Raw genomic sequence first — 22,986 nt, forward strand, 5'->3', positions numbered from 1 at the left:
CGCCGCACGTGACATCGAAGTAACGGGCATTTCGTACGGTCGGAGCCCAAGGGATCCCGGCCGAGACGAGAGGGGACACCCGTTGACCGCACAGGCCACGCGGGCCGCCACCGAACAGGTGCGCACGGTCTGCTCGTACTGCGGTGTGGGCTGCGGGATGGTCCTCGACATCGCCATGGGGCCGGACGGCCGGCGCACGGTGCTCAAGGCCTCCGGCGACAAGGCGCACCCCGCCAACTCCGGCCGGCTGTGCACCAAGGGGGCGACGACGGCCGACATGCTGGCCGCTCCCGGACGCCTGTCCACCGCGCTGGTACGGGGTGAGCGCGGAGCCGAGCCGGTGCCCGCCGGGGTCGACGCGATGATCGCCGAGACGGCGGGCAGGCTGCGGGCGCTCGTCGACGAGCACGGGCCGGACGCCGTCGCGCTGTACGTGTCCGGTCAGATGAGCCTGGAGGCGCAGTATCTGGCCAACAAGCTGGCCAAGGGGTTCATCGGCACCAACCAGATCGAGTCCAACTCCCGGCTGTGCATGGCCAGTGCGGGCAGCGGCTACAAGCTGTCGCTCGGCGCGGACGGGCCGCCCGGCTCGTACCAGGACTTCGAGAAGGCAGACGTCTTCCTGGTCATCGGCTCCAACATGGCCGACTGCCATCCCATCCTCTTTCTGAGGATGATGGAGCGCGTCAAGGCCGGGGCGAAGCTGATCGTCGTCGACCCGCGCCGCACCGCGACCGCCGCCAAGGCCGACCTCTTCCTGCAGATCAAGCCGGGCACGGATCTCGCGCTGCTCAACGGCCTGCTGCACCTGTTCCAGGAGAACGGGCACACCGACCCCGCCTTCATCGCGGAGCACACCGAGGGCTGGGAGGCGATGGGCGAGTTCCTGGCCGACTACCCGCCCGCCTCGGTCGCGGAGATCACCGGGATCCCCGAGGACGACATCCGCGCGGCGGCGCAGTGGATCGGCGCGGCCGGGGAGTGGATGAGCTGCTGGACCATGGGGCTCAACCAGTCCACGCACGGCACCTGGAACACCAACGCCCTGGTCAACCTGCATCTGGCGACCGGCGCGATCTGCCGCCCCGGCAGCGGCCCGTTCTCGCTCACCGGCCAGCCGAACGCCATGGGCGGCCGCGAGATGGGCTACATGGGCCCCGGGCTGCCCGGCCAGCGCTCGGTGCTCGTCGACGAGGAGCGGGCCTTCACGGAGGCTCTGTGGGGGCTGGAGCCTGGCACGCTGCGCACCGACGGGGCGGGGCTCGGCACCGTCGAGCTGTTCCGGCGGATGGCCGACGGCGGCATCAAGGCGTGCTGGGTGATCTGCACCAACCCGGTCGCCTCGGTCGCCAACCGCCGCACCGTCGTCGAGGGCCTGCGGGCGGCCGAGTTCGTCGTCGTCCAGGACGTGTTCGCCGAGACCGAGACCACCGCGTACGCGGACGTGGTGCTGCCGGGCGCCCTGTGGACGGAGGCCGAGGGCGTCCTCGTCAACAGCGAGCGCAACCTCACCCTGGCCCGGCAGGCCGTCGACGCACCCGGCGAGGCACTGCCCGACTGGCAGATCATCGCGCGCGTGGCGTGCGCCATGGGCTACGAGCAGGCGTTCACCTACGCGGGTCCCGAGGAGGTCTTCGAGGAGATCAAGCGCGCCTGGAACCCGAAGACCGGCTACGACCTGCGCGGGGTGACCTACGAGCGGCTGCGCGCCACGCCCGTGCAGTGGCCCGCCCCGACCGCCGAGGGTCCCGACCGCAACCCGATCCGGTACGTGGCCGAGGACGGCGGCGGTCCGGTGTTCCCGACGGCGAGCGGGCGGGCCGTCTTCCACGCGCGCCCGCACATGCCCGCCGCCGAGATGCCCGACGACGACTTCCCGTTCGTGCTCAACACCGGGCGGCTGCAGCACCAGTGGCACACGCTCACCAAGACGGGGAAGGTGGCCAAGCTCAACAAACTCAACCCGGCGCCGTTCGTGGAGGTGCATCCGCAGGACGCCGAACGCCTCGGCATCGCCGAAGGCGACGGGGTGGAGATCGCCTCCCGGCGCGGACGGGCGGTGCTGCCCGCCGTGCTGACCGACCGGGTGCGACCGGGCTGCTGCTTCGCGCCGTTCCACTGGAACGACCTGTTCGGCGCGGATCTGAGCATCAACGCGGTGACCAGCGACGCGGTCGACCCGATCTCGCTGCAGCCCGAGTTCAAGGTGTGCGCGGTGTCGCTGACGAGGGTCGCGGCCGAGGTGGCACGGCCCGTCATGCCGGGGACGGCGGCGGTCGCGGGCGGAGTGACGGGGGGCACGAACGGCTCCGCCGGGGTGGCTGGGGCGGCGGCAGGTGTGTCCGGGGCTGCGGGAGCGCTGGTTGCGGGCGGGGCTGCGGCGGTGGCGGCGGGAGTGGCCGACGTTGCGGGAGTGGGCGGCGCTGTAGGAGTGCCTCAAGGCGTCTCCAGCACGGCGGGGGCGCTCGTCGCGGGTACCGCGCTCCTCGACGCCCCCGCGCCCCTCCCCCACGGCGTCCCCGCCCAACGCACGGGCTCCGACTCGCCCCTGTTGACGGGCCAAGGCGCCGCCCCCGCCGCCGTGTTCGGACTCGGGGCGCCCCCGCCGGTCCTCACCGAGCCGGAACGCCAGTACCTCGCTGGCTTCCTGGCCGGGCTGGAGTCGGGCGCGCCCGGCATCCCCGTACTGCCGCCGACCGCGCCGTTCAGCGAGGAGCACGCGCTGTGGGTGAACGGCGTGCTGGCCGGGATGTACTCGCGGGCCACCCCGCGGCCCGCTCCCGCACCCGTCGCGCCGCCACCGGCCCCCCGGGGCCGTGACGTGCTGGTGCTGTGGGCCTCGCAGACCGGCAACGCCGAGCAGCTCGCCGCAGCGGGCGCCGAACGGCTCGCCGCCGCCGGGCACCGGATCCGGCTCGTCCCCATGGACGACACCGCTCCGGACGCGCTGCCCACCGACGCCGAGGTGCTGCTGATCACCAGCACCACCGGCGACGGCGAAGCGCCCGACAACGGCGCCGCGTTCTGGGACGCCCTGGCCGATGACGAGGCCCCGCGCCTGGAAGGTCGCCGCTATGCGGTCCTGGCCTTCGGGGACTCGTCGTACGACGAATTCTGCGGGCACGGCCGACGCCTGGACCGGCGCCTTGCCGAGCTGGGGGCGGTCCGGCTGCTCCCCCGCACCGACTGCGAACCGGACTTCGAGGACCGGTCGCAGGAGTGGCTCGACGGGGTGCTGGCCCTGCTCGACGAGCTGTCGGACGCCGGGAATGCGGCTCCCGGGGCGCCCGCCGGTCTCCCCGGCGATACGGCCCTGGGCGCACCCGCCGCGCCCTCCTCCGCGGCGCCCGGAAACTTCTCCGACGAATTCGCGGCCGGGCGGGAACTCGCGGCGAACGGCGTCCGTTCATCGGGTACAGCAACAGCCTCGGTCCTCAACACCACCACCATCCCCGGCAGTTCCACGACCGCCAGGGTCCCTACCACCCCCACCGCGCCTCTCCCCAGCTCCCGGGCCGCCGCCGTCACGGCCCGGCTGACGGGGAACTCGCTGCTCAGCCTCCCCGGGTCGAGCAAGGAGGTGCGGCGGTTCACCTTCGACACCCGCGCGAGCGACACCCCGCTCACCTACGCGGCCGGGGACGCGCTCGGCGTGCACCCGGTCAACTCACCCGACCTGGTGGCCGAGTGGCTGGCCGTCACCGGTCTGGACTCCACGGCCCCCGTCGAGATCCGCGGGGTCGGCGAAGTCCCGTTCGGTACGGCGCTGCACCGACACCTGGACATCACGCGGGTCGGCCCCGACCTGCTCAAGTTCGTCGCCGAGCGGACCCATGACCGCCGTCTGAAGCACTTGCTGCGCCCCGACAACAAGTGGCAGCTGGCGCAGTGGTCCTGGGGCCGTCAGGCGGTGGACGTGGTGGCCGAGCACGGGGTGCGCGCGAGCGCGCCCGAGTGGGCGGGCGTCCTGCGCGGCCTGCGGCCACGGCTGTACTCGATATCGTCCAGCCCGCTGACCGACCCGCACGAGGCGTCCGTGACGGTCTCGGTCGTCCGGTACGAGAACCGCCTCGGCCACCCGCGTGCGGGCGTGTGCTCGGCCCTGCTCGCGGACTCGCCGCCGGACGCGCCGCTTCCGGTCTACGTACAGCGCACCCGGCACTTCCGGCCGCCCACCGACCCGGGCACGCCGATGGTGATGGTCGGCCCCGGCACCGGGGTCGCCCCCTTCATCGGCTTCCTCTACGAACGCCGCGCCCTGAGCCATCACGCCCCGAACTGGCTGTTCTTCGGCGAGCAGCACCGTGCCACCGACTTCTACTACGAGGACGAGCTGACCAAACTGAGCGCGGAGGGCACCCTGACACGCCTGGACACGGCGTTCTCCCGCGACCAGCGCGCCAAGGTGTACGTACAGGACCGTATGCGCGAGCACGGCCCGCTGCTGTGGTCCTGGCTCCAGGACGGGGCGCATTTCTACGTGTGCGGCGACGCCTCCCGCATGGCCAAGGACGTCGACCGGGCGCTGCGCGACATCGCGATGGCGCACGGCGGGCTCGACGAGGAGTCGGCGGCGGCGTATCTGAAGCAGCTGACGGCGGGGAAGCGGTACGTGCGCGATGTCTACTGAGTGGCCGCCGTCCCGCTAGCCGGACAGGCCCTGGGCTCATGGCGGCTACGGCACCTCCGCCGCCGGGGGAGAGCCGCCGACCCAGATGCGGGTGATCGCGCTGACGTAGCGCGCCCCGCACCGGTCGGGCGGGACCGCCAACTGGCTACCCTCGGCGTCGAGTTCGCGGCCGTCCATGCGGGTGGCGAGCAGGATCGGTCTGTCGCCGAAGTCGGCGTCGATCTCGGCCCAGGCCAGGACCGTATGGTGACCGTCGCGCCCGCTGACCGCGAGCAGGAAGCGGGACCGGTCCTTGCGGCGGCGGACGTCGAAGGCCGGACCGGCGGCGGCGACCACGTCCCGCAGCGGCGGTCCCTCGAAGCGGTGGCGCTGGGGGCCGCTGGTGGCGCAGTCGAAGACGACGTCGGCCCGGTGCGGCGCCCAGCCCTCCCGCAGGTCGGCGACGGTGAGCGTGGCGGGGCGGGCCACGTCCCCGTACAGGGCGAGCGATCTCAGCTGCGAGCTGACAGCACCATTCTGCCTGGCTACTGGGAATCCACTACGCGTCATGCTCTTGCATATGCCCGTTCGGGGACGGGCGCACACGAGCCGCCACGGCCCGCGCCGGGCGACCGCTGCCGACCAGCCGCATCCAACCGACCGGCCGACCGGCGGATCGTAGGCGCGCGTGGCCGGAAACGACCGGTGGGCCACACGGAAAACATCCCAGCGGCGCGACCGGTATCTGGAGGATCAACCAAGAACCGTTCCGCATCTCTGGCCTGGCATTTACGATGACTCGACTCGCACTCGGCTAGTGAATGTGAGAAGCCGGGCACCTGCCCGCCCGGCAGCCGCGCAAGGAGCCAGAGCATGCACGTCGGACACCTCCTCCAGCTCGACAGCCTGGACCTCACCCTCCTGTGGGGCGAGGAATCGCTCCTCGGCCGCGAGATCAGCGGCGTGACCGCGACCGATCTGGAGGACCCGGCGCGCTTCCTCCAGGAGGGTGAGGTCGTGCTGAGCGGCCTGGTGTGGTGGAGCCCGGGTGATGTCCGCGCCAAGACCGACCGCTTCGTCTCGGCACTGCGTACGTCGGGGGCGACCGCGCTCCTGGCGGGCGAGGAGACCCACGGCACGGTCCCCGACGAGCTGATCGACTCCTGCCGCGCACACCGGGTGCCGCTGCTCGCCGTGCCCGCGCGGACGAGTTTCCGCGCCATCACCGAGGCGGTGTACCTGCGCCAGTGGGGCGACCTCAGCCGCCTCCCGGCGCCGCACTACGCGCTGCCGGAGAACGTACGCACCGAGCTCAGCCGGCTCCTGGACCGCGGCGCGGACCCCGGCGAGCTCCTCGACCGCGCGCTCGCCCCGCTCCACGGCCCGCCCTGCTACCTGCTGACCAGCAGCGGCCGTACGGTGGCCCGCACCGCTTCGGCACCCGCGCTGCCCGCGGACCGCGCCGCACTGCGCGTGCGCGGCGCGGCGGGGACGACGCTGCGGATCCAGGCGGAGAGCGGCGCATACGACGCCTGGCATCTGCACCTTCCGGCCGGGGCGGAGGTTCCGCCGCGCGTGCTCCACGAGATAGCCGAGGTCGTGGCCCAGTCCCGGCACGACCACGACCGCCGCCGGGCGGCGGGACGGCAGGCGGCGGACGAGCTGGTCGCGGCGGTGGGGGCGGGCGCGGTGGGAGTGGCGGGTAGCGGCCCGGACGCCAAGGCGGTGGAGGGCGCGCTGCGCGCGTGCGGGTTGCGGGCCGGGGGCACGTACCGGGTACTGGTCGCGACGCTCGGCGGCGCGGAGGGGCAGACAGGCGCCGTCGACGCGCTGACGGAGGCGCTGAACCACGTGGCTCCGGCGACGTTCGTCGTGGGCACGGGCGGGGCAGAGGGGGGCGAGGCGGTGGCGATCATCCAGGAACAGGAACAGGAACAGGAGCAGGAGCAGGAAGACGCCTGGCACCAACTCGGCGACATATGGCCCCTATTGGCGGACTGCCGGTCAAAGGCGACCCCGCTCCACGCCGGAGTGAGCGCGCCCGCCGCCGCGGCCGGGCTCGGCGCCGCGCTCGGGCAGGCGCGGTACGCGCTCGCGGCGGCCCGGACCACGTCGCCGGACACCGCCCGGGTGACGGCGGTCGAGGAGCTGTCGACGCTGGAGTCACTGCTCGCGGGCGTACCGGCGGATGTGCGAGCCGCGTACTGCGCGCGCACGCTCGGACCGCTGACGCAAGCCGACAGTGCGTCACATGCCATGCTCCTGGAGACACTTGAGGTCTTTCTGGCGCACAACTGCTCGTGGGCGCGCACGGCCGAGGCGCTGCATCTGCACGTGAACACGGTCCACTACCGCATCGAGCGCGTGGAGGTCCTCACCGGCAGAGACCTGTCCCGCCTCGACCACAAGCTGGACCTACGGGCGGCGCTGCTATGCCGCTGAGCAGGCGGTCCCTCCGCTGGCGGCTCACCCCAGGTCGACATGGACATGAGTCGACTTGACCCGGGCGGTGACGGTCACCCCGACGTCGATGCCGAGCTCCTCGACGGACTCGCGCGTCACCAGCGAGACCACCCGGTGCGGCCCGCACTGGATGTCCACCTGCGCGGCCACGTCGTCGACCGTCACGGCCGTCACGATCCCCACGAAGGAGTTCCGCACCGACGTGGCCACCCCGCCGGGAACCTCGTACGCCCCGGCGGCCCGCTCCTGCGCGAACGCGGCGAGCCCGACCCCGTCGATCACCCGGTTGCCCGTGCCGTCGCGCTCCATCCGCAGCCGCCCGGCATCGGCCCACCGCCGGACGGTCTCGGAACTCACGCCGAGCAGCCCCGCTGCCTGGCCAATGCTGTACGTCGGCACGAGAGCACTCTAGGCCCGAGAGCGGCGGGCGAGGGCGGCGGGCACGGTCGGCGACTCACCCGATGGACTTACTAGGACGTCCAACTATATCTTCGGGGAGATCATTCATGGAGATCAACGGAGATCGCCTGACCGGATCGCCTGACCGGATCCGCAAGGACCTGAAGGACCTGAAAGGAACCGCCAGCACATGGGCCCCACCGCCGCCAGCGCACTCCCGAACACCGCGCGATGACGCCAGACACCGCCGTCGGCGCCGAGGCCGAACACGTCCTGCTCGCGATCCGGGGCCGCGCCGCCCATCTCACCCTCAACCGGCCGAAGGCGCTCAACGCGCTCACCCACGCCATGGTCCGCCGGATCGACGAGGCGCTGACGGCGTGGGAACACGATCCGGCCGTGGAGACGGTCGTCCTCACCGGCGCCGGTGAGCGCGGGCTCTGCGCGGGCGGCGACATCCGCGCGATCCACGAGGACGCCCGCACGGGCGGCACGGCCTCGGCGGACTTCTGGCGGGACGAGTACCGCCTCAACGCCCGCATCGCGCGCTGGTCCAAGCCGTACGTGGCCGTGATGGACGGCATCGTCATGGGCGGCGGGGTCGGAATCTCGGCCCACGGCAACGTACGCATCGTCACCGAACGCTCCCGGGTCGCCATGCCCGAGACGGGCATCGGCTTCGTCCCGGACGTGGGCGGTACGTATCTGCTCAGCCGCACACCCGGCGAACTGGGCACCCACCTGGCCCTCACGGGCACGCCGGTGGGCGCGGCGGACGCGATCCTGTGCGGCCTGGCGGACCACTACGTACCGTCGCTCCAACTCCCGGCGTTGCTTGCCGAGTTGACGTCGACACCCGTACGAGATGTTCTCGCCCACCACACCCACCAGCCTCCCCCGCCCGGCGAACTCGCCGCACACCGCGACTGGATCGACCACTGCTACGCGGCGGACACGGTCGAGGAGATCGTGGACCGCCTGCTCGCCACGGGCGTCCCGGAGGCGAAGCAAACGGCCGAGACGATCCTGACGAAGTCCCCCACGTCCCTGAAGGTCACGCTGACGGCGATGCGCCGAGCCCGCGAACTCCCCACCCTGGAGGAGGTACTGACCCAGGAGTACCGCATCTCCTGCGCGGCCCTGACCTCCCCGGACCTGGTCGAGGGGATCCGGGCCCAGGTGATCGACAAGGACCGGAAGCCTCGGTGGGTGCCGGGGACGCTCGGGAAGGTTGAGGACGAGGTGGTGGAGAGGTTCTTCGGGGCCGAGGGCGGGCGGGAACTCGGGTTCCGCTCCGCGACCTAGGCGCTCCGCTGGACATGGGGTTCGTCGGCTGCGGGCTGTCTGTGGCTGGTCGCGCAGTTCCCCACGCCCGTGAAGGGGCGCGGTACCGCACCGGACTTCCACAAGTCCGCTTAGTAGCCGACGTAGTCCTTGCACGTAGGGGGATGTCATTCATGCCGCGAGCTCTTGGGCGTGGTGCTCGGGCTCACGTACTTCGGGTGCCCGAGCACGACCGTCGCCGACAGGGACACCGCGTCAGCAGCGGGATTTCGAGGAGCTGGGCCGGCAGTCCCGCGTCGGCGGCCTCCAGGACGTCATTCATCATCCGCGACGCGGCCTCGACGGACGCCGGTCGGGGCGGGTTCCGCAGGAGCGGCACCATGTGGCCGTACTTCTGGAGCCACTTCATGTGTGGCCGCAGGCCCGTACCGTCGTCACGCGAGGTCGGTCAGCAGCGCGTCGAGGACCGTCTCCTCCTCGACTCGGACGCCCAGCCCCAAGAGAGCCCGCTGTAGGTCCGGGTCCCAGGGGGCCTCGGTCGGCTGCCCTGTGAGTGGCGGGCCGTCAGGTCTTGCGAGCGCCGCGGCCCGGTAGTCGGCGGCCGTGTAGCGCCAGGGCCGCCAAGGGACGCGACGCAGCAGTGCGGATGCGATGCGGAGCCCGCCCCAGTCGAAGTCTCCGTGGTAGAGCAGTGCCGCCCCGCCCTCGTGCAGGTGGCGCAGGAGGGCGAGCGCTGCGGCGGACGGCTGGCCCTGGAGGCACACCAGCGGGGCGGAATCAGCCCCGTGGGCGTCCGCCGCCGCCGCGAGCACCGCCGGGTTCTCGCAGATCCGGACTGCCGGGGCAGAAACGGCAACGGGGTGGCGGGCGAGCTGGCGGAGGGTGAGGACGGACGGCTCGCCCGCGTCGGCCATCCAGTCCAGGGCGGGCGTGCCCCGCAGGTTCAGGGTGAGGACGGTCGAGGACAGCTCATCCCGGAGCAGACCCGCCGACGCCCACGCCTCCCGGCGCCATTCCGCGCCCGTCCCGTCCGTGAAGCCGGTCAGCGCTCGGATGCCCGAGAGGGTGACGGTGGCCAAGGGGGTGCCGTCGTCCAGGGCGTGGGCACCGCCGAGCAACCTGGCCGCGAAGGCGGGAAGCGAGACGGGCGGGTCTGCCGGAAGTGCGCTCAGGACAGTGGCGGCTTGACCGAGGAGGTCTCGGGCTGCGGCAGGTGTACCGACGAGGCGTCGTACCAGGCCGTCGCCGCGGAGCCGGTCGGCCCATGTGGCAAGCCCCGGGCCCTGGTCCGCGAGGGCGTCGATCACCGCGTACGCCTCCTGCCAGGCCCGTTCCTCGGCCTCACGGGCCGGGCCGAGCAGCACGATGGGCCCGGTGAGCGCGGCCACGGCGGCGGCCAGGCCGTCGGGGCTGATCCCGGAGCGGCGCAGGACGGCGTCCACCTCGTCGAGCCGGACGGTCAGTGAGCGCCCGCTCCCGGGGGAGCGGCCCAGGAGCCGCTCGGCCGACACTCGCTGGGCCGAAGTGGGCGCGCTGAGAGAGACCGGACCGGTGAGAGGCTGTTCACGCTCCAGGCGCCGGCGCGCCCGGTCGACCAGCCAGTCGAGGGCGGGGTCGCCGAGCAGGCGGCGCAGCCGGGCCTCGTCGACCGGGGCGGTGGCGGATGTCGGATCCACAGGTGCTGGTGTCAGGTCCACAGCTGCTCCGGTCCGGCCGTCGTCTGCGCGAACGGGTCCGGATCCGGACTCTCCGACCGCACCGGGTCCTCTCGGCGGAGCCGCCTGGTGCCGTCCCACTCCCAGCGGGTGACGAGTACCGCCGCCACCTCGTCGATCCGCGAAAGCTGGGCGATGGCGATGCCGGGTACCTGGGGATAGCAGGCCCACTCCCGTTCGCTCGTCATCACCACGTCCAGGTCGAACGCGTGCAGCAGGCCCAGGCACTTGGCACGCGAGTCGTCGTCCACACCTGCGAATGCCTCGTCGAGGGTGACCAGGCGCGGCGCGTGGGGGCTGCCCGCGCTCGCGTAGTGAGAGGAGGCCGCGGCGAACAGCGGCACGGATACCGCGAGGACCCGCTCGCCGCCGGAGGCCGGGCCGGTGGCCGGGACCCAGCGGCCGTGCTGGTGCCGCTCGACCCCGAATTCGTGCCAGGCGCGGTAATCGAGCGCGGCGGTGAGGTGTTCGAGCCAGCTGCCGGACGTGTCGTCCGTCTGCTGCCGGGCGATCTGCGTCTGGAGGAACTCGCCCACCGCCGTCCGGTCCTGCGGGGTCCAGGCGTCGGCGGACTGGCGCAGCCGCTCACGGGCCGGGGCGAGGCCGGAGGGGGCCTTGCGGGAGGCCCGCCAGACCAGCCGCAGCTTCATGCCGGTGGAGGTGGGGCGGTCCTCCAGCTCGGCGTTCATGTCGCGCACCTGTCGTTCGGCGGCTCCGATGAGTTCCTGGAGGGTGCCCGCGACCTCGGTGATCAGGTGGGTTTCGAGGATCTCCCGTTCATGGGCCGAGAGGATGCGGGTGAGTTCGCCGACCTCGGCGGTGAGTGCCTCGGCGAGTTCGGGTACGGCACGTTCGCGGCCCTGGTAGACGATGTCGACGACCATGCCGTCCTCCACCATCCGGGCGGAGGCGGTGTGCCCGTGCCGGGACAGGGTGTCCTGCAGGGTCTTGAGCTCCTCGCTCAGCCGGCGCTGTACGCGTTCCCAGGCGCCGTCCGAGTCGTCGGCCGTCGCGAGCCCGGACTCGATGGCGCGGGCGAGCGCGATCGCCGGGGTGGCCGCCCAAGGGCCGTCACCTGCGGCCGGCACCGACAGGTCCGGCAGGGCGACCGTGATCAGGCCGGTGGCAGTGAAGCGCTGGAGCCCCGCGATGGCTTCCGCACGCGCCTCGGCCGCTTCCGTGAGGCCCTTCTCCAACTGCTCGATGCGGCCTTCGGCCTTGCTCGCCTCCCGGTCCGCCTCGGCACGGCGCTCGCGGGTGAGCCGCTGGTCCGCGTCGCAGACGCGCAGGGCTTCGGCGGTCTCGGTGAGCCGTCTTCCGAGTTCGGCGACGGCCGCGCCGACGGTGGAGCGCAGCGTGGTGTGGCGCTCGTCCGCTGCCACCGCCTCGCGCCCGGCCTCATCGGCGCGCAGGGCGAGTTCCACGGTCCGCTCCCCCGCCTGCGCGGCCTCGGCGCGTTCCTCCTCCGCCTGGCGCACCGCCTCGCCGCGTTCACGCAGAGTCGGCCACAGGGCGGCCAGGGCTACGGCGAGGGAGCCGTGGCCCCGGCGTACCTCGGCGAGGCCGACCCGTTCGGCCGGCAGGCCCAACTCACTGGCGGTCGCGGCGAGTTCGGCGGCGGCCCGTTCGGCCAGCCCGGCCGCCTCCAGGAGGTCGGCGGCGCGGTCCTCGCGCCGCATGCGAGTCCGGCTCACCGACACGACGGCAGCAGTCACCTGGGCGTGCGCCCTGGTGAGGGCGCTTTCGTCGGGTACGCCGGCCAGCTCGACGTCGAGGGTCCGGCGACGTGCGGCCACCTCCGCGGACCGCGTCGCGACGGTGTCCGACTCCTGCTGGAGCAGGTCGAGTTCGGTGTGCAGCGCGGTGATCCGGGCCCGCCGCGCCGCCTCCCGCGCCCCCTCGCCGACGTACTCGGCGGCGGGCTTGGCCCAGCGGCCGGTGAGCGAGCCGACGCGGAAGCGCCCGTCGGTCCTCGCCCAGGTGCCGGCTCCGCTGTCCTCACCCATGCCGATGGCGGCGAGCAGCCGTACCACCGTGTCCTCACCCACCGCCGCGGCCTGTGCGTCGCCGCCGTCCACGGCGGGGCGCAGCAGGGTGCCGAGCGAGAGCCCGGCCACCGGCCCGGTCGCCGGCCCGGTCGCCGGGGAGAGGAGTACGTCGTGCCCGTCGGCGGCGAGGGCGGAGCCGTCGGGAAGGACCCACGCGTCCAGCAGTCCGGAGGCCTCCAGCGCCGCCTCCAGTCCGGCGCGCTCCTGGTCCGGGAGGCCGTCGTGGAAGTCCACCAGCCGCCACAGCGGTGCGCCGGGAAGCCGCTCGCGCAGGCCGGGTGTGCGGGTGGGCGGAGGCTGGGGGCCGCGTCGGCCGCCCGCCTCCAGCGCGGTGAGCTCCTGCCGGACCTGGCCGGTGCGTACCTCCAGCTCCGACGCCCGGCGGGCCGCTTCGGCAGCCCGGTCGGCCAGGTGCGCCGAGGCGGCGCTGTGGGCTCGTGCCGCGTGTGCGCGAGCCGGGTACGGCCCGTCGAGGTGCCTCACCCACTCCTGGACCTCATCGAGCAGGCCGGCCAGGTCGGGGCAGGCCAGTTCGGTCCAGGCGCGCGCGTGCTCTCGTACGTCGTCCAGCAGGGCCTGCCCCACCCGTGCGGCGGCTTCCTCCGCCTGGGCCTGCGCCGCGGTGGTCTGGTCGAGGTCGGTATCCGCCTCGTCGAGGCGGACGGATGCCTGGCGCTGCCTCTCGGCCGCGCGCTCGGCCGTATCCGCGAGCTCCTCCACGTGGGCGAGCGCACGATGCCCGCGGTCCGTCGACTCCTCGGCCGCGCGCCGCAGTTCGGACTCGGGGAGCACGTCGTCCCCGGGGAGGTCGACCCGTGCGGCGGCGGCCGCCTCCCGTGCCTGGCGGTAGGTGTCCTCGGCCAGTCGGCCGGCGGCGCGCAGCCGGTTCTCGGCCGCGCCGAGCCGCCCGAGGGCCCGGGTGTGCAGGGCCGCGGCCCGATCCCGGTCGTCCCGGGCGCGGTCCAGGGCGTGAGCGGTCCGCTCCACCGCCTTCGCGGCCTGCTCCAGCTCACGGGCGCTGCGCATCTCGGGGCCCTCGCGCAGCGCCTCGTCCTGGGCCCGCAGCCGCGCCTGGGTCTCCTCCAGCGCGGCGATCCGTTCCTCGGCGGCCGCCCGCTCCTCCTGGGCACGGGTCTGCTCGGCCTGCGCCTCGGCGAGGTCCCGCTGAAGGTGCTCGTAGCGGGAGTGCTCCCCGCGCGGGAGGCGTGCGCGACGGCGGGTGGCGATCCGGGCGTAGCGCCGGTAGTGGTCCAGGAAGGCGGCGGCGGCCCGCTCGGCGGCAGAGGCGGCCGCCAGTTCCTCCTTCTCCTCGTCGAGGGAGCGGAAGGCCTCGGCCACGTCCGCGATGACCGCCTGGTCCATGGGCGGCAGCGCCTCGGTGAGGGCCCGGGACAGGGCTGCCTCGTTGGGGCGCTTGGACAGCTGCGGCTGGCGCAGCTGGATGAGCAGGTCGACCAGGGCGCCGTACCGCTGCTCGCCGAGTCCGAAGAGTGCCTCGTCGACGGCCCTGCGGTAGGTCTTGGCCTGGTCGTACACCATGCCGTGTCCGGCGACGGCCTCGGCGAGCCGGTCGCGGGACAGGGCGGTGCCGGTGGCGTCGAGCAGGCTGAGGGATGTCGCGGCGACGGCCCCGGGACCGTGCCCTACTCGCTGGGTGGTGAGCGCGTACCAATGGCGAGCGATGCCCCGCCCGCTGACTGCCTTGAGTCCGCAGAGCAGCGTACGGAAATGCCGCTCGCCACTGGTCTCGTCGAGCCTGCCGAACTCGATCCAGGTGTAGCCGAGCCGCTCCGAGTGCGGATGCTCGCCGCCCAGGAGCAGGTTCCACTCCATCCGCTTGCCCGGATCGCCGTCGGGTTCGACGCGGCGTGAGCCGAGGTCCCCGTCGAGCAGGAAGGGCAGGGTCAGGGCGAGCACCTTGGACTTGCCGGTGCCGTTGTTCCCGCGCAGGAGCAGGCGCCCGTCCCGGAAGTGGAATTCCTCCACGTCGTAGTGGAAGAGGTCGACGAGTCCGATGCGCAGGGGCTGCCAGCGGGATCGCAAGGGGTCGGGGAGGCGGGTCACGGCTTGCCGGCCTTTCGCTGCGCGGGCGTGAGTGCGGTGCCTGGTTCGAGTACGACGGTCTCGCCGACCGCGTACCGGGCGAGTGCGGGCCGCGGCGCGACGCCGAGGGGAGAGCGGGAGACCAGCCCGAGGGCGGCGAGCCGGTGGACGGCCTGTTCCACGAGTTCGGCTTCCATGCCGGGCTCCCGCGCGGACTTGGCCCAGAATCCGCCGTGCTCGGCAGCGAGTTCCCGGACTCGGAGCGCCAGCTGGTCGACGGTGACGGCACCGCCTGCTGCGGCCAGGTGCTCGGCGAGCAGCAGCGTGACGTGACCGTGGGTTCCCTGCTCGGGCATCCGGACGTCGGTGAGGTCGTCGTCCGGATCGACCATGGCGATGCCTTCGGCGCGCACCTCGGGGACCAGTCCGGTCAGCTCGGTGATGCGGGCGGTGAGGAAGCCTCGTTGCCGTGTGAGGTAGCCCAGTTCGGCGTCGGTCAGCTCGTCGTAGTAGAGGACCGGATCGTCCAGGAGCCTGCGGGTCAGCGAGCGCCGCATCGCGCGGAAGCGCAGTTCGTCGCTGTCCAGGGCGGTCTCGGCGACGAGTTCGACGAGGCGGTCCGCGAGGGACTCGGCCTGCACGGTGGAGGGGCCGCGGCGTGCGGCGAGCAGTCCTGCCAGGACCCGCCGTTCCACGTCGTACAGGGCATCGCCTGCTCCGCTGACGTATGCCTCCTCGTCGCCGGCGACGCGCCGCAGCACGCCGAGGCTGAGCAGGAGCCGTACGACTGCGGCGAGGTCGAGGCGTTCGTCTCGGCGGTCCAGGGTGAACTGGATGCCCGCGCGAGCGAGGTGCGGGTCCGCGGCGTCGAGGACGACCTGGTCGGCCAGGCGGCCGAGCGCGATCTGGGCCTCGCCGCGCTCCAGGGCGGCGAGGGCGAGGCAGAGCAGGACGTAGCGGCGCCGTGTGAAGGGGGCGGCTGCGCGGGTCGCCTCGCGCGCGGGGTGCGTGGGGTCGCTGAGGACGCCGGGTATCTTCCGCAGGCGAGCGGCCTCGGCGTCCGTCTGGAGGGACCAGCCGGTGTTGCGGTCGAACCATTCGCGCAGTTCGGAGGCGTGCCGACGGACGAGGCGGAACTCGTCCGCGTACCGGCCGCGGGCGAGCAGGAGAGGCTGCTTGAGCAGGGCGCGAGCCGCCTTGCGGAGGTCGGCTGCGTGCTGGCCGTCGAGCACCTCGGCGAGCGGAGTGCTGTTCATCGGTCGGCGGCTCCGTCCGTCAGGTCGATGATCTCGATGAGGTGGTCGGGACCACGGAAGACACCTCCGGCCGTCCTGATCTCCGTGGTGCCGCCGTCGGCGAGCGCGCTGAGCCGGATCTCCATGGAGCCGTCGTTGCTGGTGGCCACGGTGTGCCGCATACCGGGCCGCCAAGTGGCCAGCGCGTCGCCGAGCAGTTGGAGGAAGAGCCCGAAGGAGACCGGGTCGAGTTCGCCGAGTCCGGAGAGCCGGGTGATTCCGTCGGTGACGAGCCGGGCGCGTGCCGCCGCGGTCTCGGCTGCCTGCTTGGCGGCCACCTCGGCGAGTCTGCGGCGCGGCTCCTCCCGGTCCTCGACCTTGCGGGGCTTGCCGCGCCGCTCATAGCTGCCGGTGCGGCGCAACTGGGGGCTGATCCGCAGTGGCTCGGCCTCGACCCACGAAGTGGCAGCGGGAACCGGCAGCGCCGCGCGGGCGGCGAGGGTGTCGGCGTCGACGGTCAGATGCCGGGCGGGGTACAGCCCGAAGGCGGTGCGCCACAGCCGGTGCCGGGCGTCGTCGTCGGGAGCCTCGGCGAACCAGCGCGCGAGGGTACGGAAGTCGGCGGACCGGTCGGAGCGCCCGGCCCTGCGCTCGTTCAGCGACCGTACGACGGCCAGGAGCTGGGGGATGGCGCCGAGGGCCCGGCCGCGCAGCAGCCTGGCCTGTGACTCGCGCCCCTCCCGGCTGATGAACCACGCGGCGAGCCCGGTCCAGCGTCCGGACCAGCGCTGGAGCGCCTCCCGCTCGGCGTGCTGGGCCTCCTCCGGCGAGGCGTCGGCCGCCTCACGCGCCGCGGCCGCCCGCAGGAGCGGCTCGATGCTCCCGGCATCCTCCAGTTCCAGGATCAGCCGGGCGATGCGCCCGCCAAGGGTGATCAGGTCCTGGATGAATCGCTCCAGGTACTGGATGAGCCGGTCCTTGTAGGCGAGGAAGACTTCCTCGTCGACGTCGTGGAGGTCGATGGTCCGCTGCAGGGACCCCATGAAGGCGCGTGCGTTGTCGGCGAGGGCGGCGAAACGACTCGCCAGCGCGTCAAGCGCGAGGTGCGTTTTGGCTTGATCCGGCTGTTCCTCGGCGGCCAGCACAAGGAGGGCTCGCAACTGCGTGACGATGTCGTGCAGGGCGACGGCCTGCAGCGCGCCGCGCCGCCCGAGTGCCTCGTCATAGACGCCCAGGGCTTCCTCGACGCCTTCCCCCTCTCGGGTGAGCTGGTAGATGAACCGCTTCCGGTAGAAGTCCTCGACGGCCGTGACGCGCGCGGTGTCGGGGTCGGCGCGGAGATTTCCCCAGCCGACGAGGCTGTCGAGCGCTTTGACCACCACATCCAACTCCGCGGGTCGCACCTCGGCGGGCAGAGCGGCATGCACGTCCTCGGGACGGAGATGCACCGCGAACCGCTCTTTGGCTAGGACGAATACCCGCATCACCTGGCGGTAGAGAGCCGTGTTCTGGACGGTGAGGTGGGCGAATGAGCTGTAGCCGTCCGGTCGTGGTTCCGGGGCGGTGGTGGTGACGGTCATCGTCGGCAATTGTCCCGCAGGGGGCGCAGTCGCCGGGAGGGACGGAAGCACTTGGCCGATTCATGCCGCAATGCGATCTCGCGGGCCGCTGATTCACCGGATCCTGGGGGATCTCGATCCGTGGCGGGCGGCATCGGCTCGACATCCCGCCAGTCCCCCCGGCGTTGCTCAAGTGCCGAAGCAGCGGCATCCAGCGCATCCTGACGGTTCATCAAATCCATCCAGATCTCCGGACAGCGAAACGAGACAGGACCGAAAGTCCCGCAAAGCCGCGGCCTGCCCATCGAGATCGCGCAGGCCGAACCATGGGCACCGGCGTACTCGGCGGACCGAGCCCGCGCCTCGTCCCGCCGAGCCGGGTTCACCGCGTGCCTCCCCCTGCTCGTTGCGGGCTTCGGCTTCGCGGTCCGGACGTCCCCAGGCACAGTCAGCCGGCCTGACCGCTGCCGCCCTCGGCGCACGCACAGCCTGGCCTGACGGACGCTGAGCCATGTCGGGCAAGCGATCTCGATGGCATACGAACGGCGCGCGCATCGGCGACCCCGGGCTTGCCGGTCTCCGCCTCCGCGCCCATGAGGACCGCGGCATACCGGGTCCGCAGTGCACGCAGCCGCAGCGCATGGCTCTCCACATCCCGGATGTGGTCGTCGAACTGCTCCAGGCTCAGCTCGGCGCTGCCGGCGTCGGACAACACCCAGACCTCCGGCCTCCGGCCATCAGCCCCGTCCTCATCCTCGTGCAGCCAGGCGATGTACGCCGTGAGTATCGACGGGGAGGCCCGTCCGCCCTGCTCCCCGGGTACCCCCAGGCGCACCGGCGCGCACCGGTGCGCGTCGTCACGGTCCGGGCCGCAGTCCTCGACACACCAGGACGGGCATCGGTGCAGCTCGTGTTGTCCGATTTCCTTCGGCGACATGACAGCTCCCCGTTCCCAAGAGCCGTCGGCTCGGCTCTTCGGCAGCTACCTTCAAGGGCTTCAGCAGGTAGGTCCGAGACGGACCGCGGACACTTGGCTCATGCTGCCCGCCCTAGCGGGTCCTTCATTTCGTCGATGTTCCTGTACACACGGAAGTCGCAGTCTCCCGGCCGCCTGCCCAGCCGCTGGACGATCAGCGCGGCGGCAAGTCCCCGTCCGGGTCGTATGACGGGGTGCCGCTCGCGGCCGACCAGCAGCAGCCCTCCAGCGCCGGGCTCAGCACGACGGTCGGCCATCTCAACTGCCAGCACCGTGCCGAATCCCCAGAGATCGGCCCGCAGGCTGGTCGGCAGTTGGGCCCTGACGGACACGAACGGCCTTGGTGTGCCGTTCGTGCTGGGGGCCGCGACCACCGCTCCGAGAGCATCCGGGACCAAGCCGTCCGAAGGCAGGATGTCTCCGGCTTCGCCGCCCAGGTGTTCGGTGATGACCGCTCTGAGGGCGAGGATGACCTCGCGGTCGGGCCTCCAGCCATGGCGGGGCGCCCATCTGGCGCCCCGGTATTGGTCAAGGATGCTCATGTCAAGGGCTCTCAGGGTCGGGCAGGCCGACCAGTCTGATCAGGTGCGCGGTGGGGACGCGGTAGGTCTTGCCGATCCTCAGCAGCGGACACGGGAACCTGCCGTGGCGGGCCAGTTCGTACGCCTTGGTCCTGCCCACGTGCAGCACCTCGGCGGCCATGCGCAGATCCACCACGGCCGGCAGAGCAAGCAGTTCCCGCACGGTGATTCCTTGTGTGGTGGTTCCTTTCCGAGCCAGGTGATCCGATGGTGCATCGGTGCCTCCCTGCGCAGGTTCTCGCAGCGTGATCGGAGGAGTTTCGGTTCTGTGTTTCATGTCAAGCCACCTCTGCCAGTTCCGCGAGCGTCAGGCTCGGAGGGAGATTCGGCCCGGTGTCGGCTCCCGGGACCAGCAAGTAGCGGGCGAGGCGTTCTTCGGCGACCGCACGCCGAATGCGGCACGCGGTGTATCCGATACCGAGGCGGCGCGCGGCATCCGCCAACCCCTCGTTCTCCATCCGGGTACGGCCGATCAGCTCGGCCTCGTCAGCGGTGACAGCGCCGGCGCGCACCGCTCGGTCCAGTACGAAGTCCGGGTGACCCGAGGGCGGGCGCTGGGCATGCAACACCCGGCGATCGACCAGAGGAACAGCTCGTAGCGCGCCGGTGTACGTCGCCCGGGCACGCAAGCCGGCCCGGTAGCCGGCCCACCACAACCGCGATGCCACTCCGCGCGCATCGACGTCGATCGACTTGAGCTCCTTGAGGAAGCCCTCGATCACTTCGGCCTCCGTGTCCGGAAAGGGCACCCCACCGCCTCGTACCACCCGGGCCGCTGCTCCGCGCAGCCCGGGCGCCATCATCCACACCGCGGCGAGGGGCCAGTCACCTCCCTCGCTCTGCGCCCGGAAGACCAGCTCCTTCCATACGTCCTCCCGAACTGCGTACGGTGTCGCCCTGTCCAGGAGCAGGGTGCGCAGATCCCTCAACGGGGCCCGCTTTTCGGGGAATTCGTGCTCGATGTCCATGCCGTCGACATCGAGGGAGAAGATTGCCGACTTGGCGTCAAGGTCCCGGAACGCCGCTTCAACCGAATCCAGCGGCGCCCATTCACCTGCCCACGGCATATGGACCCCTCTTCCTCACGCCGCGACGGGGATCACTCCGAAGGGGTCGGTTCCGTTCCCGTTCCTCCTCATGCCCGGCCCCCGCTGCCCGATGCTCCGCAGGGCAAGCGGCCGAGTGGCATCGGCTCCGCCGGACGGCAGCTGATCTGGTTCACGTCGGGTCAGATGCTCCACGACTCGGCGTTCCGCCCGGCCACGCCGCTTGCTGCATGCCTCGTAACTGATGCCGAGTCGCCGCGCGGCAACCGCGAGCGGTTCACCTTCGATTCGAGTCCGGCCGATGAGGTCTCCTTCCGCTTGGCTGATGATCCCCTCCTCGCACAGCCTGCCCAGCGCGAGATCCGGATGGCTGGGGGCACGCGGTGCCGAGGGAATGCTCTCGCCAAGACTCGATGCGAGATGCTGAACGGCATCCAGGTCGCGCCGACGGGCACGGTGTGCGCCACGGAAGGCCGCCCACCACAGTCGCTTCGACAGGCCGTCGGCCGCTGGATCGGCCTTGTTCAGTGCGGCCAGGAATTCGGCGACCGCCTCGGCGTCCAAGTCTCCACGGTCCACCTGCGGTCCGCCCGCCTGCTTCTTGCTGATACGACGCAGCCCCGGCAGCATGACTCCCACCGCGGCGAGCACCCACGCGTCCCGGTCCTCGCCTCTGCGAGCGCGGCGGACGAGCGCTCTCCAGACAGCGTCCCGGGTCTCCGTCTCCGGGCACTCCAGCAACAGTGACCTCACTTCGTCCACCGGAACCGGCCTGGACAGAACGTCTTGCCCGAATAGGTCTTCGTCGAGGGTGAGCGGATTCGGGTCGGCAGCGAGTGCTTGAAAGACGGATTCGACTGTGTCCAGCAGTGAGCGGTTCACGGCAGGCGACATCGCCTATCTCCCTATGGGTTCCCTCACGGCACCGGGTGGCTGGCGCCCCCAGCGATCACCCCCCACTACATAAGACCGCCCTAATCACCCAATAGGGACACGGGTGATCGAACTTCCTCGATCTTTCCCGCCAAAGCTCCAAGTGCGACTACATCTGACCCATTCCGCAACCGAGTTGGACCGCCGAGGCCCACTGCCGGGCATGACGCCACTCGGGGCCGGTCACCGTCCCCCTTCGTCACGGCGGGCAACCGCCGGAGGCCACCCGCCACCACAACCGCCTACCAGCCGGCGCGGCGCCCCGGTCGAGCGCCTACACCCGCTTCCGAGCTGCGAAGATCCCACTCGGCAACGCAGGTTCGAGGATCGCGACGAACTCGACGCGGTGGTCATCGAGATGATGCGACTCAAGAGCATCCGAAAAAGAAAGGCGTCACCTTGTAGCATTTGGAATGCCATACTCATGCTATGGCTGACGACGACACCGACTTCCCTCCCGGCGACGGCCCCAGCAGCGGCATCTCCGTCTCCCTCACCGCCGGCACCCTGCGGGCGATCCGCGAGCGGGTCGGCAAGCGAGGCGTGTCCGCCTACCTGGAGAAGGCCGCGCAGCGGCAGATCGAGCGCGACAACCTGGACGAGCTGATCGCCGACTTCGACAAGGCCAACGGCCCCGCCGATCCGGAGGCCGTGGCCGCCAAGCGGGCCAGGCTCACCGGCACCGCCCCCTCCGGGGCTGGGGCGGGCGCGTGAGCGGCGCCCTCATCCTGGACAGCGAAGGCCTGGCCAAAGCCGTGCAACGTGACCGCGAGGTTCACGAGTGGCTCACCGCTGCCCGCGACGCCGACCTTCCCGTCGTCACCTCCGCCGCGGTGCTCGCCGCGGTGATCCACCCCAGGATCAATGACGCCGCGCTGAAGTGGACGCTGTCCCGGCTGCGGGTCGAACCGGTCACCCAGACCGTCGCCCAATCCGCGGCCACTCTGCTGCGCACGGCGGAGCTGCACGGCCACAAGTACGCCATCGACGCCATACTCTGCGCCACCGCCCTCGCCCACCCCGGACGGATCACCATCCTGACCTCCGACCTCGAGGACATCGCCCTGCTCACCGCGGACCACCCCCGGATCGTGGCCGAGAAAGTCTGACGCGCCCCTCTCGGCCTGGCGGTCGCCCACTGCCGACGGCCGGGATACCGCTGCGGAAGGCTGCCTCCCCAGGGTCGGCCGGTGGCAGGGGGACGGAGTCGCCCTTGCACTGGGCGCGGGGCAGGTGCGGCAGGCACCGGTGAGGATCCCCAGGTTCGACCACACCCCGTCCGACCGCCCGTGCATCATCCTCAGCGGCGACCGGCCACACCGCGCCAGCGAGTGGGCCGACACCACCGAACGCCCCCTGGAGGACCGAATACGCCGAGGCATACCGCGTCGAACACTTCGAAGCCCCAGCGAAGGCATGGCGCCAGGCAACACGCCTGTCCAACTACCTCGACGTCGTCGGCGTGCAGATGCACGCCATGCCGGACGGACAAGCCAAGACCCAGGCAGAGGCCTGACTCACCTGGGCCGAGACCCACCTGGAACACCTGGACCCACTGAACACCCCACCCCGGATGCCTGACGTCCCGAACGCGAACGCCGACGGCCTGAGGCCCTTCCTGCACGGCTGGAGCCCGTATGGCCCCGACTCGTACGACCAGGCCACTTCATCCACGTTCCCCTCGGCCGTGCCGAACAGCCCCGGCCAGCAAAGGCCTGGTAAACCGAAGCGGAGGCGCCTCGCCACAGCCCCTCGACCTGCACTCCAAGAGTGCTGATGCACCATCAGAACATGCGTCAAACGCGCGTCGCCCGCACGTCAAGATATCGCCCGTAACGCACGACACCCATCCTGCACACCGCAGGAACGCGCAGGTCAGACGCCCTTTTCAGCAGGCTCAAGGATCGCGACACACTCAACGTGATGCGTCATCGCGAAACATGTGGAACAAAAGCATGTGAAAGAAGGCCCAGGTCACCGAGGCTGTAGGAGCAATTCCGGCGAATCGGCCATGTGTATTACGGGCGCTACGGGCGCCATTCTGACGCACGCCAAGGTGTCGGCGCGGCCAGTATCCTCGCCTCTGCCAACACCA

General features: G+C 71.8%; 16 protein-coding genes. 5 read left to right on the forward strand and 11 right to left on the reverse strand.

Annotated elements, in window-relative coordinates:
• Positions 1-82: 82 nt before the first annotated feature.
• Positions 83-4,630 carry a bifunctional nitrate reductase/sulfite reductase flavoprotein subunit alpha gene (locus QIY60_RS03060; RefSeq protein ID WP_283141006.1) on the forward strand — a complete coding sequence of 1,516 codons (4,548 nt, stop codon included), beginning with the start codon at positions 83-85 and terminating at the stop codon, positions 4,628-4,630.
• Positions 4,631-4,675: 45 nt separating this feature from the next.
• Here QIY60_RS03060 and QIY60_RS03065 read toward each other — a convergent pair whose 3' ends face one another.
• Complete coding sequence (locus QIY60_RS03065) at positions 4,676-5,179, reverse strand: molybdopterin-dependent oxidoreductase (RefSeq protein WP_283141007.1); 504 nt, start codon at positions 5,177-5,179, stop codon at positions 4,676-4,678.
• Between the two features lie 303 nt (positions 5,180-5,482).
• Here QIY60_RS03065 and QIY60_RS03070 point away from each other — a divergent pair, with 303 nt between their 5' ends.
• Complete coding sequence (locus QIY60_RS03070) at positions 5,483-7,051, forward strand: PucR family transcriptional regulator (RefSeq protein WP_283141008.1); 1,569 nt, start codon at positions 5,483-5,485, stop codon at positions 7,049-7,051.
• 24 nt (positions 7,052-7,075) lie between these two features.
• Here the strand turns inward: QIY60_RS03070 and QIY60_RS03075 are convergent, their stop codons facing one another.
• The gene (locus QIY60_RS03075) at positions 7,076-7,471 is read right to left on the reverse strand and encodes a helix-turn-helix transcriptional regulator (protein ID WP_283141009.1); all 396 of its coding nucleotides are present in this window, start codon (positions 7,469-7,471) and stop codon (positions 7,076-7,078) included.
• A gap of 231 nt (positions 7,472-7,702) precedes the next feature.
• Between QIY60_RS03075 and QIY60_RS03080 the strand changes: the two genes are divergently transcribed.
• Positions 7,703-8,776, forward strand: coding sequence for an enoyl-CoA hydratase/isomerase family protein (locus QIY60_RS03080; RefSeq protein WP_283141010.1), 1,074 nt, complete (start codon positions 7,703-7,705; stop codon positions 8,774-8,776).
• Positions 8,777-9,189: 413 nt separating this feature from the next.
• On the opposite strand, the gene QIY60_RS03085 is transcribed toward QIY60_RS03080, so the two are convergent.
• From QIY60_RS03085 to QIY60_RS03125, 9 genes are all read right to left on the reverse strand, one after another.
• Entirely contained in the window at positions 9,190-10,431 is a 1,242-nt protein-coding gene (locus QIY60_RS03085) for a TIGR02679 family protein (protein WP_283141011.1), read from the reverse strand.
• Between the two features lie 11 nt (positions 10,432-10,442).
• Positions 10,443-14,582: a TIGR02680 family protein gene (locus QIY60_RS03090; RefSeq protein WP_283141012.1), complete on the reverse strand. Its 4,140-nt coding sequence runs from the start codon at positions 14,580-14,582 to the stop codon at positions 10,443-10,445.
• Positions 14,579-15,817 (reverse strand): TIGR02678 family protein, encoded by a 1,239-nt coding sequence (locus QIY60_RS03095; RefSeq protein WP_283141013.1) that lies wholly within the window; start codon positions 15,815-15,817, stop codon positions 14,579-14,581. The genes QIY60_RS03090 and QIY60_RS03095 overlap by 4 nt, the downstream gene beginning before the upstream one ends.
• Positions 15,814-17,376, reverse strand: a complete 1,563-nt coding sequence (locus QIY60_RS03100; RefSeq protein ID WP_283141014.1) for a TIGR02677 family protein — start codon at positions 17,374-17,376, stop codon at positions 15,814-15,816. Before QIY60_RS03100 ends, QIY60_RS03095 begins: the two co-directional genes overlap by 4 nt.
• 427 nt (positions 17,377-17,803) lie before the next feature.
• Complete coding sequence (locus QIY60_RS03105) at positions 17,804-18,292, reverse strand: hypothetical protein (protein WP_283141015.1); 489 nt, start codon at positions 18,290-18,292, stop codon at positions 17,804-17,806.
• Between the two features lie 98 nt (positions 18,293-18,390).
• Positions 18,391-18,873 (reverse strand): hypothetical protein, encoded by a 483-nt coding sequence (locus QIY60_RS03110; RefSeq protein WP_283141016.1) that lies wholly within the window; start codon positions 18,871-18,873, stop codon positions 18,391-18,393.
• Between the two features lies 1 nt (position 18,874).
• On the reverse strand, positions 18,875-19,075 hold the full coding sequence (locus tag QIY60_RS03115; RefSeq protein WP_283141017.1) for a helix-turn-helix domain-containing protein: 201 nt from the start codon (positions 19,073-19,075) through the stop codon (positions 18,875-18,877).
• 115 nt (positions 19,076-19,190) lie between these two features.
• Positions 19,191-19,979, reverse strand: coding sequence for a hypothetical protein (locus QIY60_RS03120; protein ID WP_283141018.1), 789 nt, complete (start codon positions 19,977-19,979; stop codon positions 19,191-19,193).
• 15 nt (positions 19,980-19,994) lie between these two features.
• The gene (locus tag QIY60_RS03125; protein WP_283141019.1) at positions 19,995-20,852 is read right to left on the reverse strand and encodes a hypothetical protein; all 858 of its coding nucleotides are present in this window, start codon (positions 20,850-20,852) and stop codon (positions 19,995-19,997) included.
• 468 nt (positions 20,853-21,320) lie between these two features.
• On the opposite strand from QIY60_RS03125, the gene QIY60_RS03130 reads away from it, so the two are divergent.
• Complete coding sequence (locus QIY60_RS03130; protein ID WP_283141020.1) at positions 21,321-21,605, forward strand: hypothetical protein; 285 nt, start codon at positions 21,321-21,323, stop codon at positions 21,603-21,605.
• Complete coding sequence (locus QIY60_RS03135; RefSeq protein WP_283141021.1) at positions 21,602-22,000, forward strand: DNA-binding protein; 399 nt, start codon at positions 21,602-21,604, stop codon at positions 21,998-22,000. Before QIY60_RS03130 ends, QIY60_RS03135 begins: the two co-directional genes overlap by 4 nt.
• The last annotated feature ends 986 nt before the right edge of the window (positions 22,001-22,986 follow it).

It is taken from the genome of Streptomyces sp. BPTC-684, assembly GCF_030028635.1.
GTDB classification, from domain to species: Bacteria; Actinomycetota; Actinomycetes; order Streptomycetales; family Streptomycetaceae; genus Streptomyces; species Streptomyces noboritoensis.

Coding starts and splice junctions, on each gene's coding strand:
- QIY60_RS03070 (WP_283141008.1), top strand. CDS start 5,483: ATGCACGTCGGACACCTCCTCCAGCTCGACAGCCTGGACCTCACCCTC.
- QIY60_RS03080 (WP_283141010.1), top strand. CDS start 7,703: ATGACGCCAGACACCGCCGTCGGCGCCGAGGCCGAACACGTCCTGCTC.
- QIY60_RS03105 (WP_283141015.1), bottom strand. CDS start 18,292: ATGTCGCCGAAGGAAATCGGACAACACGAGCTGCACCGATGCCCGTCC.
- QIY60_RS03095 (WP_283141013.1), bottom strand. CDS start 15,817: ATGAACAGCACTCCGCTCGCCGAGGTGCTCGACGGCCAGCACGCAGCC.
- QIY60_RS03125 (WP_283141019.1), bottom strand. CDS start 20,852: ATGTCGCCTGCCGTGAACCGCTCACTGCTGGACACAGTCGAATCCGTC.
- QIY60_RS03130 (WP_283141020.1), top strand. CDS start 21,321: ATGGCTGACGACGACACCGACTTCCCTCCCGGCGACGGCCCCAGCAGC.
- QIY60_RS03065 (WP_283141007.1), bottom strand. CDS start 5,179: ATGACGCGTAGTGGATTCCCAGTAGCCAGGCAGAATGGTGCTGTCAGC.
- QIY60_RS03110 (WP_283141016.1), bottom strand. CDS start 18,873: ATGAGCATCCTTGACCAATACCGGGGCGCCAGATGGGCGCCCCGCCAT.
- QIY60_RS03100 (WP_283141014.1), bottom strand. CDS start 17,376: ATGACCGTCACCACCACCGCCCCGGAACCACGACCGGACGGCTACAGC.
- QIY60_RS03120 (WP_283141018.1), bottom strand. CDS start 19,979: ATGCCGTGGGCAGGTGAATGGGCGCCGCTGGATTCGGTTGAAGCGGCG.